The sequence below is a fragment of the Treponema sp. C6A8 genome, from assembly GCF_000619925.1.
Lineage (GTDB): Bacteria > Spirochaetota > Spirochaetia > Treponematales > Treponemataceae > Treponema_D.
In genome coordinates this window covers 101,482-114,499 of record NZ_JHVB01000005.1, presented here as the reverse complement: position 1 = coordinate 114,499, position 13,018 = coordinate 101,482, and the positions used below count along the sequence as shown (strand labels likewise).

The window sequence follows — 13,018 nt, the reverse complement described above, 5'->3', positions numbered from 1 at the left end:
GTTCCTATGCTTTCTTCTTATTAGCAACAGTCTTCTTCTTACCCTTACGAGTACGAGCGTTAGTTCTAGTGCGCTGACCACGTACTGGCAAGCCTCTCTTATGACGAAGACCACGATAGCATCCAATATCCATAAGACGCTTCAAATTAAGACCGATTTCAGAACGAAGACGACCTTCTACCTTATAGTCTCTATCAATTACTTCACGAATTTTACCAATCTCTTCCTGAGTCAGGTCATTTGCCATCTTCATTGGATCAAGTTTAGCTTCTTCGCAAATTTTTGCTGCCGCTGAACGGCCGATACCGTAAATGTAAGTCAATGCGGTACCTAAATGTTTGTTAGGGATATCTACACCCGCGATTCGAGCCATCTGTTACTCCTTAGCCCTGTCTCTGCTTATGTTTTGGATTATCACAAATGATACGGATGATACCGTTTCTTTTGATAACCTTACATTTATCACAGATAGGTTTTACACTGGTTCGTACTTTCATATAAAAGCCCCCATGAGAATATTTTTACCGAATCTTAAGCACCTCGCAATGAGAGCAATTCGGTAAAAGATAATATATCACATATTCCCATTTCTGTTCTACTAGGAATTCACGAAATTTTTAAAAGTTTACTATAAATCTTTTAGAGACTTCGTGATCTGATTTTGCCCTTTTTAGTAAGACCTTCGTGATGATGCATCTTCAAAAGAGCTTCAACCTGACTCATTGTATCAAGATCTACACCAACCATAATGATTAATGAAGTTCCACCCATAAGCATTGAAATTGACTGTGGGAATCCAAACAAGTGCTGAATCACTGTTGGGATAATAGCAATCAATGCAAGGAACAATGAACCTGGCAATACAAGTCTATTCAATATTTTTGTAAGATATTCTTCGGTTTTGTCGGTACGAACACCCGGAATAGATCCGCCATTTTCTCGAATATTTTTTGCAATTTCTGTAGGGTTCAGTGTTACCTGAGTGTAGAAGTATGCAAAGAAAATGATAAGAATAACTAACAAAACATTATACCAAACACCATTTGGAGTCAAAATGCGTGAAAGTGTACCAACCCACTTAGCAGCGTTCTGGCTCTGTGCGAATGTTGATGCAAGTGTTAATGGAAGAGTAAGAATAGAAGAAGCGAAAATCAAAGGAATTACGTTTGAAGGGTTTACTTTAAACGGAATGTAAGTTGTCTGTCCGCCGTACATTTTGCGTCCTACAACGCGTTTTGCATAGTGAACAGGAATCTTTCTCTGACCTGATTCTTCGTAAATTACCAAACCAATAATAGCAACAAACATGATAAGAACAAGGATGACAAATACAAGCTGAATCTCGTTGTTTGAAACCTTCTGTCCTAACTCAACAATTGCGTTAGGAAGGCGGGCAACGATACCAGCAAAGATCATCATTGAAATACCATTTCCAATACCACGAGCTGTAATCTGGTCTCCCAGCCAAACAGTAACCATAGAACCTGTTGTAACAGTCAGCATTGCAAGCAATTTGAATGCAAGCTGATTGTCCAGCATGATACATCCAGGGATACTGTTTGCATAAACAGTAACACCGAAAGACTGAATCAAACATACGATTATTGTTCCAAAGCGTGTGTAAGACGCAATCTTTCGCTGTCCACCATCCTCTTGAGAGATGCGTTTAAGAGATGGGAAAATAATCACAGCAAGCTGCATGATAATCTGCATTGAAATATAAGGCATTACACCAAGCATGAAGATAGAGAAGTTTGAGAAAGCTCCTCCAACAAAGAAGTCCATATAGCTTGCGAATGCATTTTTATTCTGAGATGCAAGGTCGTCAAAGTACTTAATAAGAACATTTGCGTCAATTCCTGGAATTGTAAGAACGCTTCCAAGTCTGAACACTGCCAGAATAAGCAATGTAAAGAACAAACGGTCTCTAAGTTCTTTAACTCTAAACATATTTACGATTGGATTGCTTGCCATGTTTTAACTCCGCTTCTACTTGTTGCTTTCAGCAGCGTCTTCAGTAACTTTTACTGAACCGCCAGCCTTTTCAATTTTAGCCTTTGCTGATGCAGAAGCTTTGTTTGCTTCAACTGTAAGTTTCTTTGTAATGTCGCCATTACCAAGAATCTTAATCAAAGCTTTTTCAGATGCTTTCTTAGAAACAAATCCCTTTGCAACCAAAGACTCTTTGTTTACTGTTTCACCATCGTTGAATTTAGCTTCGAGCTGATCAAGATTAATGCAAACATATTCTTTCTTGAAAGGATAGTTTGAGAAACCTTTGTGAGCAATACGTCTGTAAAGAGGCATCTGTCCACCTTCGAAACCAACGTATGGTACGCTAGTTCCTGTACGTGACTGCTGACCTTTGTTACCTTTACCAGCTGTTGTACCGAGTCCAGAAGATGAACCACGACCAACACGCTTAGGTTTTTTATTAGCACCCTGAGGAGCGCTAAGAATTGGATTATATTCTGCCATTTTAGATCTCCTCAACTTTAACTAAATGAGATACAGCAGCAACCATACCTTTTACAGCATCTGTAGCCTCAAGTGTGTTAGAAGAATGAATCTTCTTAAGACCAAGGCTTCTTACAGTTGCTTTTTTCTCTGGTTTCTGACCAATTACGCTTTTAATTAATGTAACTTTAATCTGTGCCATACATTAACCCCACAACTCGTCAAGAGTTTTACCTCTGTTAGCAGCAACTTTCTTTGCATCCATAATGTTTACGATTGCGTCGAAAGTAGCGCGAACTACGTTTACAGCAGAGCTTGAACCGAGAGATTTAGAAATCAAGTCAGTAGCTCCTGCAGCATCCATAATTGCACGAACAGTACCACCAGCGATAAGTCCAGTTCCGGAACAAGCTGGTTTTAACAAAACTGAAGAACTCTTGTATTTACCAAGAACTTCATGTGGCAAAGTACCATTCTTAAGAGGGAGTACAACAAGGTTACGTTTAGCCTTATCGATACTCTTCTTGATTGCTTCAGATACGTCATTAGCTTTACCAAGTCCGTATCCTACACGACCTTTCTGATCACCAACAATTGTAAGAGCAGAGAAAGACATACGGCGTCCACCCTTTACAGTCTTACAAGTTCTGTTGAGAGTTACGAGTTTTTCTACGAACTCTTTCTCTTTTGGATCTTTATCAAATTTTTTCTGATGTTCTTCCATTTCAAACTCCTAGAATTCAATTCCGGCTTTACGAGCGCCATCAGCGAGTGCTTTTACAACACCATGGTAAAGATATCCGTTACGATCAAAAACGATCTTAGTAATCTTCTTTTCCTTAAGACGAGCTCCAATAGCTTCACCGAGCTTTGCAGCACCTTCAGTATTAGGCTTAAGAGCTGCAAATTCTTTTTCCAAAGTAGAAATAGAAGCTAAAGTTTTACCTTCATCGTCGTCGATAACCTGAACAGAAATATTCTTGTTACTGCGAGTAACAGTCATTCTTGGTCTGTCTGCAGTTCCGCGAAGAGTCTTGCGGATGTGAATCTTTCTGTGCAAGCGTTTTCTGTCTTTATCGTTCAGTTTCTTAAACATATAGCTTCACCTTATTTTACACCAGTCTTACCAACCTTGCGGCGGATAACTTCGTTATCGTAGCGGATACCTTTTCCTTTGTAAGGTTCAGGTTTGCGCAACTTACGAATCTGAGAGCTGAATTCACCAACCAACTGTTTATCAATACCAGTAATAGTTACTTTTCCATCTGGAGTTGTAGCAACTGTTACACCGTTAGGAATGATAACAATATAGTCACTTGAATATCCAAGGTTCATAACAAGTTCTTTACCTTTAACTTCTGCACGATAACCTACACCAGTGATTACCAGTGTCTTTGTAAAGCCTTCAGAAACACCTTTAACCATGTTATTAAGAAGACTTCTGTAAAGACCGTGATCAGCACCAGCCTGTTTTGTATCGTTCAAAGTTGTAAGAACAGCCTCGTTTGACTGAACATCAATTTTAATGTTGCTTGAGAATGGCTGCTTAAGTTCACCTTTAGGACCTTTTACAGTCATTACGTTGTTAGCAACAGTTACTGTTACACCTGCTGGAATAGCAACAGGAAGTTTACCTACTTTAGACATCTCTTCCCCCTATTACCAGATTGTGCAAACTAATTCACCACCAACCATCTTTTCAGCAGCTTTCTTACCAGTTGTTACACCAGAAGAAGTTGAAACGATGATTGTACCATATCCGTTGAATACGCGTGGCAAATCTTTATAACCAGAATAAACACGACGACCTGGTGTAGAAATTTTCTTAACACCGTGGATTACCGGATTATTCTCATCATCATACTTCAAGAAAATGCGGAGAGTATTTTTTCCGTCTTCCTGAACCTTTTTGAAGTTTTTAATATAACCTTCAGTTTTCAGAATCTTCACGATTTCGAGCTTCAGCTTAGAGGCTGGAACATCTACTTTCTCGTGGCGGGCAACAGCCGCATTCCGAACCTTTGTAAGCATGTCTGCTACTGGATCTGATGCACTCATTTTATCCCCCTACCAACTAGATTTTGTAACGCCAGGAAGCTGACCTTCACTTGCTAATTTACGGAAGCAAAGACGACACATCTTAAACTTGCGCAAATATCCACGTGGACGACCGCAAATCTGACAGCGATTGTATTCGCGTGTAGAATATTTCTGTTTGCGGGCTGCTTTAATAATCATTGATTTCTTTGCCATACTTCACCTACTTTCTGAACGGCATGTTGAACTTGGTAAGCAAAGATTTTGCTTCAGCGTCTGTCTTTGCGCTAGTTACTACAGTAATATTCATACCAGCAATTTTTACGATCTTATCGAAATCAATTTCTGGGAAAATAATCTGCTCTGTAATACCAAGAGAGAAATTTCCATGACCATCGAAACCAGTAGCTTTAATTCCACGGAAGTCTTTTACACGTGGGAGAGCAACGTTGATAAGGCGGTCAAGGAACTCATACATGATGTTTCCACGCAATGTTACCATTGCACCAACTTCATTACCCTCACGAAGTTTAAAGTTAGCAATACTCTTCTTAGCTCTAGTTTTTACAGCTTTCTGACCAGTTATAGCAGTCAAGTCAGTAACTGCGGCATCAAGGAGTTTCTTATTTGTGAGAGCTTCACCAACACCCATACTTACAACAACTTTTTTGATTGCAGGAATCTGCATCGGAGTTGTGTAGCTGAACTCTTTTACAAGAGCCGGTGCGATTTCGTCTTTATAGACTTTCTTAAGCCGAGGTACGTAATTTGCCATTACAAGATATCTCCACATTTACGGCAAACACGAACTTTCTTGTCGCCGTCGATTTTGTAACCAATTCTAACTGGTTTACCGCATTTTTTACATACGATTCCAACGTTAGAAATATTAAGAGGAGCCTCAACCTCAGCGATACCGCCCTGGTCCTGCTGACTTCTCTTTTTCATTGCTTTTTTAACAATGTTTACACCAGATACTATTACTGCTTCTTTTTTAAGGTTTACGCGAACAACTTCTCCGCGTTTTCCCTTATCTTTTCCAGCAAGTACTTCTACTGTATCGCCTTTACGGATTTTTGATTTAACTAACATCTCATTTTCTCCTTAAAGAACCTCTGGAGCGAGTGAAATGATCTTCATAAAGTCCATATCACGAAGCTCGCGAGCTACAGGTCCAAAAATACGTTTTCCTTTAGGGTTCTTGCTGTCGTCAACGATAACACAAGCATTATCATCAAAACGAATGTAAGTTCCATCAGGGCGGCGGTATTCCTTAGCCTGGCGTACAATTACAGCCTTTTCAATAGCACCCTTTTTGATTGTAGATGTAGGAATAGCATCTTTAATAGCTACTACTACGATGTCGCCGATACCAGCGTATCTGCGGTGTGAACCACCGATAACTTTGATACACTGAGCAATTTTTGCTCCAGAGTTATCAGCAACTGTCATACAAGATTGCATCTGAATCATAATTCATTAACTCCTTAGCTTATTTTGCTCTTTCAACAACTTCTGCAAGACGCCAGCATTTATTTTTGCTGAGTGGTCTGCATTCTACAATACGAACAGTATCGCCTACATGTGCATCATTTGTTTCATCATGAGCCATGTATTTCTTTGATCTAGTAACATATTTCTTGTAAAGACGATCCATCTTTTTTGTTGTAACTGTTACAACAATGGTTTTATCCATTTTTTCACTTGTAACAAGCCCAGTAAAAGATCTTTTTGCAGCCTTTACAGTCTGAACAGTATTTTCTGCCACGGTTCAGCTCCTATTTATTCTCGCCAGCAATTTCTTTCTGGCGAATAAATGTGTTCAAACGTGCAATTTCACGACGAATTGTACGTTTCTGCAACGGGTTATCTACATGAGATACTACCATCTTAAAACGGAGATCCATGTATTCTCTCTTAAGCTCATCACGTTTAGCAACTAGTTCTTTATAAGACAGTTCTTTGTCATTCTTTTTCTTTGAATCAGCCATCTTATTTCCTCCTAGTCTTTTGTTGGCTTATAAGCGATTTTTGTAATAACTGGAAGTTTATCACTTGCAAGTTCCAAAGCTCTGTGAGCAACTTCAAGATCAACACCACCAATTTCAAACAAAATCATACCAGGTTTGATAACAGCTGCCCAATGATCTGGAGCACCTTTACCCTTACCCATACGAACTTCAGCAGGCTTCTTTGTAATAGGCTTGTCTGGGAAAATACGAATCCAAACATTACCTTTACGTTCAAGCTTACGGTTGATAGCAACACGGGCAGCCTCGATTACACGAGCATCAAGCCATGTTGGTTCCATTGCTACGAGAGCAATGTCGCCGAAGTCGATTGTATTATCACGTGTAGCGTTGCCCTTTTCGCGACCACGCTGTACCTTACGGTGAATAACTCTTTTAGGACTCAGTGGCATAACTAACTCCTTGCCTTTTTAGGTTCTGCACCTTCAGCTTTGTCAGCAGCTGGACGATTGCGTCTTGGCTTCTTTACAAGCTGACCGGCATCTTCGTTGCGTTCAATACCATAGTTCATTCCGTTATAAACCCATACTTTTACACCGATTTTACCGTATGTAGTAAGAGCTGCGAATGTACCATAGTCGATATCAGCACGAAGTGTGTGAAGAGGTACACGTCCTTCTTTGTGTTCTTCTGTACGGCTCATATCAGCACCGCCAAGACGACCACTTACACGAACTTTAATACCCTGTGCACCTGCACGCATTGCATTGCTTACAGCCTGTTTCATAGCCTTGCGGAATGAACCACGGCCAGAAAGCTGGCGACCGATGTTCTGAGCGATCAAAGAAGCGTTCAAATCAGCACGTTTAATTTCCTTAATCTTGATCTGAACTTTCTTTGTAAGCTGTTTCTGGATGTCAGCGCTAATCTTTTCGATTGAAGCACCTTTTACACCAATAATAACACCAGGACGAGCTGTATGAATTACGATTGTAACGCGCTGTGGATGGCGTACAATTTCAATTTCAGCAATATCAGCATTTTTACATTCTGGAAGGTCTGAAACCAATTTACGGATTTTGATATCTTCCAAAACTAAATCTGCATATTCACGTGGATCTGCATACCAGCGTGACTGCCATGTTTTGTTTACGCCCAAGCGCAAACCAATTGGATTTACTTTCTGTCCCACTTTATTCCCCCGCCTTTTCGTCAACGACAACGGTAATATGGCACATACGTTTCAAAAGCTGATCAGCACGTCCACGAGCACGGAACCAAACTCTCTTAAGTCTTGGACCTTCGTCGATTCTGATTTCTTTTACGTAAAGCATATCTTCATCTAACTTGCTATTCAAATTAAGTGCGTTTGAAGCAGCTGACTTCAAAGTAGCGCTGATCAAAGCTGCACCTTTCTGTGGCATATTAGCAAGAATTGCCATAGCTTCCGAATAGGACTTCTGTTTAATTACATTAGCAACTGGGCGAACCTTTGTTGGTGATGCAATAAGGAATTTTGTAGTGGCTACATAACCTTTTTTCTCAGCCATAATATCCACCTATTATTTGCCTTTTCCGGCAGATTTATCTGAACCACCATGGCCGTGATAAGTACGAGTTGGTGCAAATTCACCAAGTTTGTGACCTACCAGGTTTTCTGTAACGTATACAGGAATCCATGATTTACCATTATAAACAGAGATAGTATTACCTACCATTTCTGGGATGATTGTTGAGCAGCGAGAATATGTTTTAATCATTTTTCTGTCTGCTTCTTTATTCATAGCCTGAACCTTTTTGTAAAGTGATTTCTCTACGAAAGGTCCTTTTTTAACAGATCTTGACACGATTATCTCCTCGCCTACTTCTTCTTACGACGGCTAACAATGAAATTGCTAGATGTCTTACGTTTGTTACGTGTCTGGTAACCTTTACAAGGCTGTCCCCAAGGAGTAACTGGGTTACGACCTTTACCGGCACCTTCACCACCACCAAGCGGATGATCATGAGGGTTCATAGCCATACCGCGAACAGTAGGTCTGATACCCAACCAACGTCTGTGACCAGCTTTTCCAAGCTTTACATTCATGTGTTCTTCGTTTCCTACAACACCGACTGTAGCATAGCAGCGTCCGTTGATTTTTCTCATTTCACCAGAAGGCAAACGAACGATAACATAGTCACCTTCACTACCAGAAATCTGAGCAGAAGCACCAGCTGAGCGAACAAGCTGTCCACCAGCACCAAGTGTCAACTCAATGTTATGAATAGTGAAACCAACTGGAATTGCTTTCAGAGGAAGAGCATTTCCAACTGTAGGAGTTGCATTTTCGCCAGACATGATTTTCTGTCCAACCTGCAATCCTTTTGGAGCGATGATATAACGTTTATCACCGTCAGCATAATAAATCAAAGCGATGTTAGCACTTCTGTTTGGATCGTATTCAATTGCTTTTACGGTTCCAGGGATGCCGTGCTTATCACGCTTAAAATCTATATCACGATAAAGTCTTTTGTGACCGCCGCCCTGGTGACGTACAGAGATACGTCCTCCAGCTCCACGACCAGCATGTGACTTACGTTTTGACACCAATGATTTTTCGGGTCTTGCTGATGTCAATTCATCACGACACAAGTCTACACGTCCACGTGTACCAGGTGTCATTGGCTTAAATACTTTAAGAGCCATTTTTGTTCCCCTTAGTTACAACTTGGAATTAAACACCTTCAAAAGCGCTGATTGTTTCACCGTCTGCAAGACGAACAATAGCCTTCTTGTAAGATGCTGTTCTTCCCGGCTTACCGCGAAGACGTTTCATTTTTCCAAGCACATTCATAGTTGTGCAGCCAATTACCTTTACTTTGAACAAGTCAGCAACAGCAGCTTTAATCTGTGTTTTTGTTGCATCTGGGTGCACTACAAATACATATTTATTCTGTTCACGTAAAGTGCTTGCCTTTTCAGATACTACAGGCTTAATAAGGATATCTGTGTAAGTCATTATTTAGCCTCCTTATCATCAGCGTAGAAGTCAGAAAGATTCTTTACTGCGCTTTCAAGAGCGATAATCTTTCTTCCGTAGAACAAGTCATGAGCGTTGAGACGGTTGTAAGACAAGAATGTAAGATTTTTGATATTTCTTGCAGCCTGTTTTACTTTTGCATCGTCATCTTTAAGAATCAAAACTGTTCTTTCATCTTTAGCAAAGTTCTTAAGAATTGCAACCAAGTCCTTTGTTTTACCGCTTTCAACTGTAAAGTCTTCTACGATAGTAAGTCTGTCACCCTGAGCGTGTGAGCTAAGGATTGTTTTAAGAGCAAGTCTCTTTTCCTTTTTAGGAATTGAGTAACTGAAGTCGCGTGGTTTTGGTCCAAAAATTGTACCACCACCTACAGTGATAGGAGATTTCTTATCACCACGACGAGCATTACCTGTACCTTTCTGGTTATAAGGCTTTGCGTTACTTCCATGAACTTCTGCACGTGTTTTTGTACAAGCAGTACCAACACGCTTATTTGCCAATTCATTTGTAATTGCGTAATAAATTACGTCGTCATTTACTGGAAGACCGAATACTTTATCATCAAGTGTGATTGTACGCAGTTCTTTTCCAGAAGTTGAATAGACTTTCTTTTCCATATCTTATTCCCCTTATTTCTTAACTGCGGACTTTACGATGAGAGTACAGTCTTTGTTTCCCGGAACAGCTCCGCGAACCATAATTACTTTAAGTTCAGGATCTACTTTAACAATTTTCAAGTTCTGAACAGTAATTTTTTTGAATCCCATATGTCCAGGAAGTTTGATGTTTTTAAAGCTGTGTCCTGGAGTAGTACATTCTCCAGTTCCACCTGGCTCACGATGGAATTTAGAACCATGAGTAGCACGTCCACCATGGAAGCCCCATCTCTTCATTACACCCTGGAAACCTTTTCCTTTTGAAGTAGCAGTTACGTCTAAGAAGCGACTTCCTTCAAAAAGTTCAAGACCAATTTCATCACCAACATTTACTTCTTTTTCGAAGTTGCGGAACTCTTTCAAGTGGCGCTTAGGGTTGATGTTCTCTGGGAATTGACCGGCATATGCTTTGTTTGCTTTAGAAGCTTTTACATCTTCCAAACCAAGAACAACTGCATCATAACCGCAATTTTCCTTTGTTTTCTTGGCAACGACAACATTTGGCTCGACCTGGATCACGGTTACTGGTGTCAGATTTCCGCTTTCGTCGAAAACTTGCGTCATGCCAATTTTCTTAGCAATCAGACCTTTCATTCTGATATCTCCTGTTAGAACAAACTAGAAAGGATTTCTCCAGACCATTGTTCTATTGAATTATTTAGGCCGTCGTCCCTGATCCAAAGGGCTCGTACCTTGCAGGATAACACCTGCTATTTTTGCGGGCTTAAGTCCGCGATTTTCACTACTGTGTGATAACTACGTCAACACCGGCAGGAAGTTCAAGTTTCATCAAAGAATCCATAACATCCTGAGATGGATTCATAATGTCAATAAGACGTTTGTGTGTACGCATTTCGAACTGTTCACGTGACTTTTTGTTTACGTGAGGTGAACGCAATACAGTAAACTTATTGATTCTTGTTGGAAGAGGGATAGGGCCTGAAACCTTTGCTCCCGCCTTCTGAACAGTCTGCACGATGGCTTTAGCACTCTGATCGATTAACTCTACGTCAAATGCGCGAAGTCTAACTCGAATCTTTCCATTAGCCATTTTCAAATACTCCTTTTCACAACAAAGGAACCGGCGAACCAGCCCCTTTGTTTGAAAAAATTAAAAACTATTCAATAATTTTTACAACCTGTCCAGAAGCGATTGTGTGACCGCCTTCACGGATAGCAAGTTTAAGACCTTCGTCCATAGCGATTGGGTGGATAAGGTTACCGATAACTTTTACGTTGTCACCTGGTTTAACCATATCTGTACCAGCTTCGAGTTCTACAGTACCAGTAATATCTGTTGTACGGAAGTAGAACTGTGGGCGATATCCAGAGAAGAATGGAGAGTGACGTCCACCTTCTTCCTTTGAAAGAACGTAAATCTGAGCTTCGAACTTTGTATGAGGTGTGATGCTGTTTGGCTTTGCCAAAACCTGACCACGAACAACGTCTTTCTTCTCAACACCACGGAGAAGGATACCAACGTTATCACCAGCCATACCCTGATCAAGAGTCTTCTGGAACATTTCGATACCTGTTACAGTTGTATCAGCTGTTGGACGGATACCTACGATCTGTACTGGGTCGTTCATATTTACAACACCGCGTTCGATCTTACCTGTTACTACAGTACCACGACCAGAAATTGTGAAGATATCTTCGATTGGCATCAAGAATGGTTTATCAGAATCACGAACTGGATCATCGAACCATGTATCCATAGCCTGAAGAAGTTCTTCGATACAAGCTGTATCTTCAGCTGTAGCGCCTTCCTGGAGAGCTTTGAATGCAGAACCCTTAATGATTGGTGTATCAGCAGAGAAGCCATAAGACTGAAGAGTGTCTTTTACTTCTTCAACAACCAATTCAAGAAGATCTGGATCGTCAACCAAGTCAACTTTGTTCAAGAATACGATAATCTTTGGTACACCTACCTGACGAGCAAGCAACAAGTGCTCTTTTGTCTGAGGCATAACTGAATCTGGAGCAGATACTACGAGGATAGCACCATCCATCTGAGCAGCACCAGTAATCATGTTTTTAATGTAGTCAGCATGTCCAGGACAGTCGATGTGTGCATAGTGACGTTTGTCTGACTGATACTCAAGGTGACGAGTATTGATTGTAATACCACGCTCTTTTTCCTCTGGAGCGTTATCAATTTCATCATACTTAAGTTTCTTATCACCATACTTATTAGCACAGTATGTAGTGATAGCTGCAGAAAGTGTTGTCTTACCATGGTCTACGTGACCAATAGTACCAACGTTCATGTGAGGTTTGGTTCTTTCGAACTTCTCCTTTGCCATGTTTTTCTCCTTGCCGGTACATACGCCGGCATACTTATTTTTTATGTGCCGCACTTTAAGCCAGAACGAAAAACCTCCGATACGCGGAAGCCTTCATTCGCAGACACAATGTTTGAAAGATTATATAAATGATAGATAGGAATCGGATAGGAAGAAGATTCAGTTCATTATCTATTCAATGAACCGCAACCCGGTAACCACCATCATTATCATCTCTTCAACTGACAACTGGTTTGGTATATTCGAGTTTTAGTCGTTAGCGACTTAGTCAGAAACCCAAACAAATTGTCTATATCTTTATTACCAACGGTAACAAATTACAAATTTAGGGCCGTGCAACCTGAAAACCACAAAAGATGTGATTAGCTTTACGGACACACCAGATAACATTTTTATTTAATTATTTTTAATGTTTCTGCCTGACTCTCAAAGAACCCTTCGGCATGCATAAAAAGCCGAACATTTGAAAATATACAGTTTTGTTAAAAAAGTTTCAAGAGTTTATGAAAAATTTCCAGCCTTTGCGATAAATTACAAGGTTTTCAAAAAAAATGGGAACCTCAGTTTTC

General features: G+C 40.4%; 25 protein-coding genes. All 25 read right to left on the bottom strand.

The features are described 5' to 3' along the window. Positions 1–4: 4 nt before the first annotated feature. On the bottom strand, positions 5–373 hold the full coding sequence (gene rpsM, locus T530_RS0105455; RefSeq protein WP_009103846.1) for a 30S ribosomal protein S13: 369 nt from the start codon (positions 371–373) through the stop codon (positions 5–7). Between the two features lie 10 nt (positions 374–383). Next, the gene (rpmJ, locus tag T530_RS14960) at positions 384–497 is read right to left on the bottom strand and encodes a 50S ribosomal protein L36 (protein WP_009103844.1); all 114 of its coding nucleotides are present in this window, start codon (positions 495–497) and stop codon (positions 384–386) included. A gap of 142 nt (positions 498–639) precedes the next feature. Further along, the gene (gene secY, locus T530_RS0105450; RefSeq protein WP_009103842.1) at positions 640–1,974 is read right to left on the bottom strand and encodes a preprotein translocase subunit SecY; all 1,335 of its coding nucleotides are present in this window, start codon (positions 1,972–1,974) and stop codon (positions 640–642) included. A gap of 15 nt (positions 1,975–1,989) precedes the next feature. After that, positions 1,990–2,478: a 50S ribosomal protein L15 gene (gene rplO, locus T530_RS0105445; RefSeq protein ID WP_027728142.1), complete on the bottom strand. Its 489-nt coding sequence runs from the start codon at positions 2,476–2,478 to the stop codon at positions 1,990–1,992. Position 2,479: 1 nt separating this feature from the next. Beyond that, positions 2,480–2,659, bottom strand: a complete 180-nt coding sequence (gene rpmD / locus T530_RS0105440; protein ID WP_009103837.1) for a 50S ribosomal protein L30 — start codon at positions 2,657–2,659, stop codon at positions 2,480–2,482. Positions 2,660–2,662: 3 nt separating this feature from the next. Beyond that, positions 2,663–3,181 (bottom strand): 30S ribosomal protein S5, encoded by a 519-nt coding sequence (rpsE, locus tag T530_RS0105435; RefSeq protein WP_009103835.1) that lies wholly within the window; start codon positions 3,179–3,181, stop codon positions 2,663–2,665. Between the two features lie 9 nt (positions 3,182–3,190). Beyond that, on the bottom strand, positions 3,191–3,553 hold the full coding sequence (gene rplR / locus T530_RS0105430; RefSeq protein WP_027728141.1) for a 50S ribosomal protein L18: 363 nt from the start codon (positions 3,551–3,553) through the stop codon (positions 3,191–3,193). 11 nt (positions 3,554–3,564) lie between these two features. Beyond that, complete coding sequence (rplF, locus tag T530_RS0105425; RefSeq protein ID WP_009103831.1) at positions 3,565–4,104, bottom strand: 50S ribosomal protein L6; 540 nt, start codon at positions 4,102–4,104, stop codon at positions 3,565–3,567. A gap of 12 nt (positions 4,105–4,116) precedes the next feature. Further along, positions 4,117–4,515 carry a 30S ribosomal protein S8 gene (gene rpsH, locus T530_RS0105420; protein WP_009103829.1) on the bottom strand — a complete coding sequence of 133 codons (399 nt, stop codon included), beginning with the start codon at positions 4,513–4,515 and terminating at the stop codon, positions 4,117–4,119. Between the two features lie 9 nt (positions 4,516–4,524). After that, on the bottom strand, positions 4,525–4,710 hold the full coding sequence (locus tag T530_RS0105415) for a type Z 30S ribosomal protein S14 (protein ID WP_009103827.1): 186 nt from the start codon (positions 4,708–4,710) through the stop codon (positions 4,525–4,527). Between the two features lie 7 nt (positions 4,711–4,717). Further along, positions 4,718–5,269, bottom strand: coding sequence for a 50S ribosomal protein L5 (gene rplE / locus T530_RS0105410; RefSeq protein ID WP_009103824.1), 552 nt, complete (start codon positions 5,267–5,269; stop codon positions 4,718–4,720). Next, the gene (rplX, locus tag T530_RS0105405) at positions 5,269–5,586 is read right to left on the bottom strand and encodes a 50S ribosomal protein L24 (RefSeq protein ID WP_009103822.1); all 318 of its coding nucleotides are present in this window, start codon (positions 5,584–5,586) and stop codon (positions 5,269–5,271) included. The genes rplE and rplX overlap by 1 nt, the downstream gene beginning before the upstream one ends. Before the next feature lie 12 nt (positions 5,587–5,598). Then, entirely contained in the window at positions 5,599–5,967 is a 369-nt protein-coding gene (gene rplN, locus T530_RS0105400; RefSeq protein WP_009103819.1) for a 50S ribosomal protein L14, read from the bottom strand. Positions 5,968–5,986: 19 nt separating this feature from the next. Further along, the gene (gene rpsQ / locus T530_RS0105395; protein ID WP_027728140.1) at positions 5,987–6,262 is read right to left on the bottom strand and encodes a 30S ribosomal protein S17; all 276 of its coding nucleotides are present in this window, start codon (positions 6,260–6,262) and stop codon (positions 5,987–5,989) included. Positions 6,263–6,272: 10 nt separating this feature from the next. After that, a complete protein-coding gene (gene rpmC, locus T530_RS0105390; RefSeq protein WP_009103815.1) occupies positions 6,273–6,485 on the bottom strand; it encodes a 50S ribosomal protein L29 in 213 nt (70 codons plus the stop codon). Positions 6,486–6,496: 11 nt separating this feature from the next. Continuing rightward, on the bottom strand, positions 6,497–6,916 hold the full coding sequence (gene rplP / locus T530_RS0105385) for a 50S ribosomal protein L16 (RefSeq protein WP_009103813.1): 420 nt from the start codon (positions 6,914–6,916) through the stop codon (positions 6,497–6,499). Between the two features lie 2 nt (positions 6,917–6,918). After that, the gene (gene rpsC / locus T530_RS0105380) at positions 6,919–7,656 is read right to left on the bottom strand and encodes a 30S ribosomal protein S3 (RefSeq protein WP_027728139.1); all 738 of its coding nucleotides are present in this window, start codon (positions 7,654–7,656) and stop codon (positions 6,919–6,921) included. A 1-nt stretch (position 7,657) separates the two neighbouring features. Then, a complete protein-coding gene (gene rplV, locus T530_RS0105375; RefSeq protein WP_009103809.1) occupies positions 7,658–8,014 on the bottom strand; it encodes a 50S ribosomal protein L22 in 357 nt (118 codons plus the stop codon). A 12-nt stretch (positions 8,015–8,026) separates the two neighbouring features. Further along, positions 8,027–8,311 carry a 30S ribosomal protein S19 gene (gene rpsS, locus T530_RS0105370; protein ID WP_009103807.1) on the bottom strand — a complete coding sequence of 95 codons (285 nt, stop codon included), beginning with the start codon at positions 8,309–8,311 and terminating at the stop codon, positions 8,027–8,029. Between the two features lie 14 nt (positions 8,312–8,325). Continuing rightward, positions 8,326–9,153 (bottom strand): 50S ribosomal protein L2, encoded by an 828-nt coding sequence (gene rplB / locus T530_RS0105365; protein ID WP_009103805.1) that lies wholly within the window; start codon positions 9,151–9,153, stop codon positions 8,326–8,328. A gap of 28 nt (positions 9,154–9,181) precedes the next feature. Beyond that, positions 9,182–9,466: a 50S ribosomal protein L23 gene (locus tag T530_RS0105360; RefSeq protein ID WP_009103803.1), complete on the bottom strand. Its 285-nt coding sequence runs from the start codon at positions 9,464–9,466 to the stop codon at positions 9,182–9,184. Next, positions 9,466–10,104 (bottom strand): 50S ribosomal protein L4, encoded by a 639-nt coding sequence (gene rplD / locus T530_RS0105355; protein WP_027728138.1) that lies wholly within the window; start codon positions 10,102–10,104, stop codon positions 9,466–9,468. The genes T530_RS0105360 and rplD overlap by 1 nt, the downstream gene beginning before the upstream one ends. A gap of 12 nt (positions 10,105–10,116) precedes the next feature. Continuing rightward, positions 10,117–10,737, bottom strand: coding sequence for a 50S ribosomal protein L3 (rplC, locus tag T530_RS0105350; RefSeq protein WP_009103799.1), 621 nt, complete (start codon positions 10,735–10,737; stop codon positions 10,117–10,119). A 148-nt stretch (positions 10,738–10,885) separates the two neighbouring features. Beyond that, a complete protein-coding gene (gene rpsJ / locus T530_RS0105345; protein WP_009103797.1) occupies positions 10,886–11,194 on the bottom strand; it encodes a 30S ribosomal protein S10 in 309 nt (102 codons plus the stop codon). Between the two features lie 67 nt (positions 11,195–11,261). After that, complete coding sequence (gene tuf, locus T530_RS0105340; RefSeq protein ID WP_027728137.1) at positions 11,262–12,449, bottom strand: elongation factor Tu; 1,188 nt, start codon at positions 12,447–12,449, stop codon at positions 11,262–11,264. Positions 12,450–13,018: the final 569 nt, after the last annotated feature.

Coding starts and splice junctions, on each gene's coding strand:
- rpsM (WP_009103846.1), bottom strand. CDS start 373: ATGGCTCGAATCGCGGGTGTAGATATCCCTAACAAACATTTAGGTACC.
- rpmJ (WP_009103844.1), bottom strand. CDS start 497: ATGAAAGTACGAACCAGTGTAAAACCTATCTGTGATAAATGTAAGGTT.
- secY (WP_009103842.1), bottom strand. CDS start 1,974: ATGGCAAGCAATCCAATCGTAAATATGTTTAGAGTTAAAGAACTTAGA.
- rplO (WP_027728142.1), bottom strand. CDS start 2,478: ATGGCAGAATATAATCCAATTCTTAGCGCTCCTCAGGGTGCTAATAAA.
- rpmD (WP_009103837.1), bottom strand. CDS start 2,659: ATGGCACAGATTAAAGTTACATTAATTAAAAGCGTAATTGGTCAGAAA.
- rpsE (WP_009103835.1), bottom strand. CDS start 3,181: ATGGAAGAACATCAGAAAAAATTTGATAAAGATCCAAAAGAGAAAGAG.
- rplR (WP_027728141.1), bottom strand. CDS start 3,553: ATGTTTAAGAAACTGAACGATAAAGACAGAAAACGCTTGCACAGAAAG.
- rplF (WP_009103831.1), bottom strand. CDS start 4,104: ATGTCTAAAGTAGGTAAACTTCCTGTTGCTATTCCAGCAGGTGTAACA.
- rpsH (WP_009103829.1), bottom strand. CDS start 4,515: ATGAGTGCATCAGATCCAGTAGCAGACATGCTTACAAAGGTTCGGAAT.
- T530_RS0105415 (WP_009103827.1), bottom strand. CDS start 4,710: ATGGCAAAGAAATCAATGATTATTAAAGCAGCCCGCAAACAGAAATAT.
- rplE (WP_009103824.1), bottom strand. CDS start 5,269: ATGGCAAATTACGTACCTCGGCTTAAGAAAGTCTATAAAGACGAAATC.
- rplX (WP_009103822.1), bottom strand. CDS start 5,586: ATGTTAGTTAAATCAAAAATCCGTAAAGGCGATACAGTAGAAGTACTT.
- rplN (WP_009103819.1), bottom strand. CDS start 5,967: ATGATTCAGATGCAATCTTGTATGACAGTTGCTGATAACTCTGGAGCA.
- rpmC (WP_009103815.1), bottom strand. CDS start 6,485: ATGGCTGATTCAAAGAAAAAGAATGACAAAGAACTGTCTTATAAAGAA.
- rplP (WP_009103813.1), bottom strand. CDS start 6,916: ATGCCACTGAGTCCTAAAAGAGTTATTCACCGTAAGGTACAGCGTGGT.
- rplV (WP_009103809.1), bottom strand. CDS start 8,014: ATGGCTGAGAAAAAAGGTTATGTAGCCACTACAAAATTCCTTATTGCA.
- rplB (WP_009103805.1), bottom strand. CDS start 9,153: ATGGCTCTTAAAGTATTTAAGCCAATGACACCTGGTACACGTGGACGT.
- T530_RS0105360 (WP_009103803.1), bottom strand. CDS start 9,466: ATGACTTACACAGATATCCTTATTAAGCCTGTAGTATCTGAAAAGGCA.
- rplD (WP_027728138.1), bottom strand. CDS start 10,104: ATGGAAAAGAAAGTCTATTCAACTTCTGGAAAAGAACTGCGTACAATC.
- rplC (WP_009103799.1), bottom strand. CDS start 10,737: ATGAAAGGTCTGATTGCTAAGAAAATTGGCATGACGCAAGTTTTCGAC.
- rpsJ (WP_009103797.1), bottom strand. CDS start 11,194: ATGGCTAATGGAAAGATTCGAGTTAGACTTCGCGCATTTGACGTAGAG.
- tuf (WP_027728137.1), bottom strand. CDS start 12,449: ATGGCAAAGGAGAAGTTCGAAAGAACCAAACCTCACATGAACGTTGGT.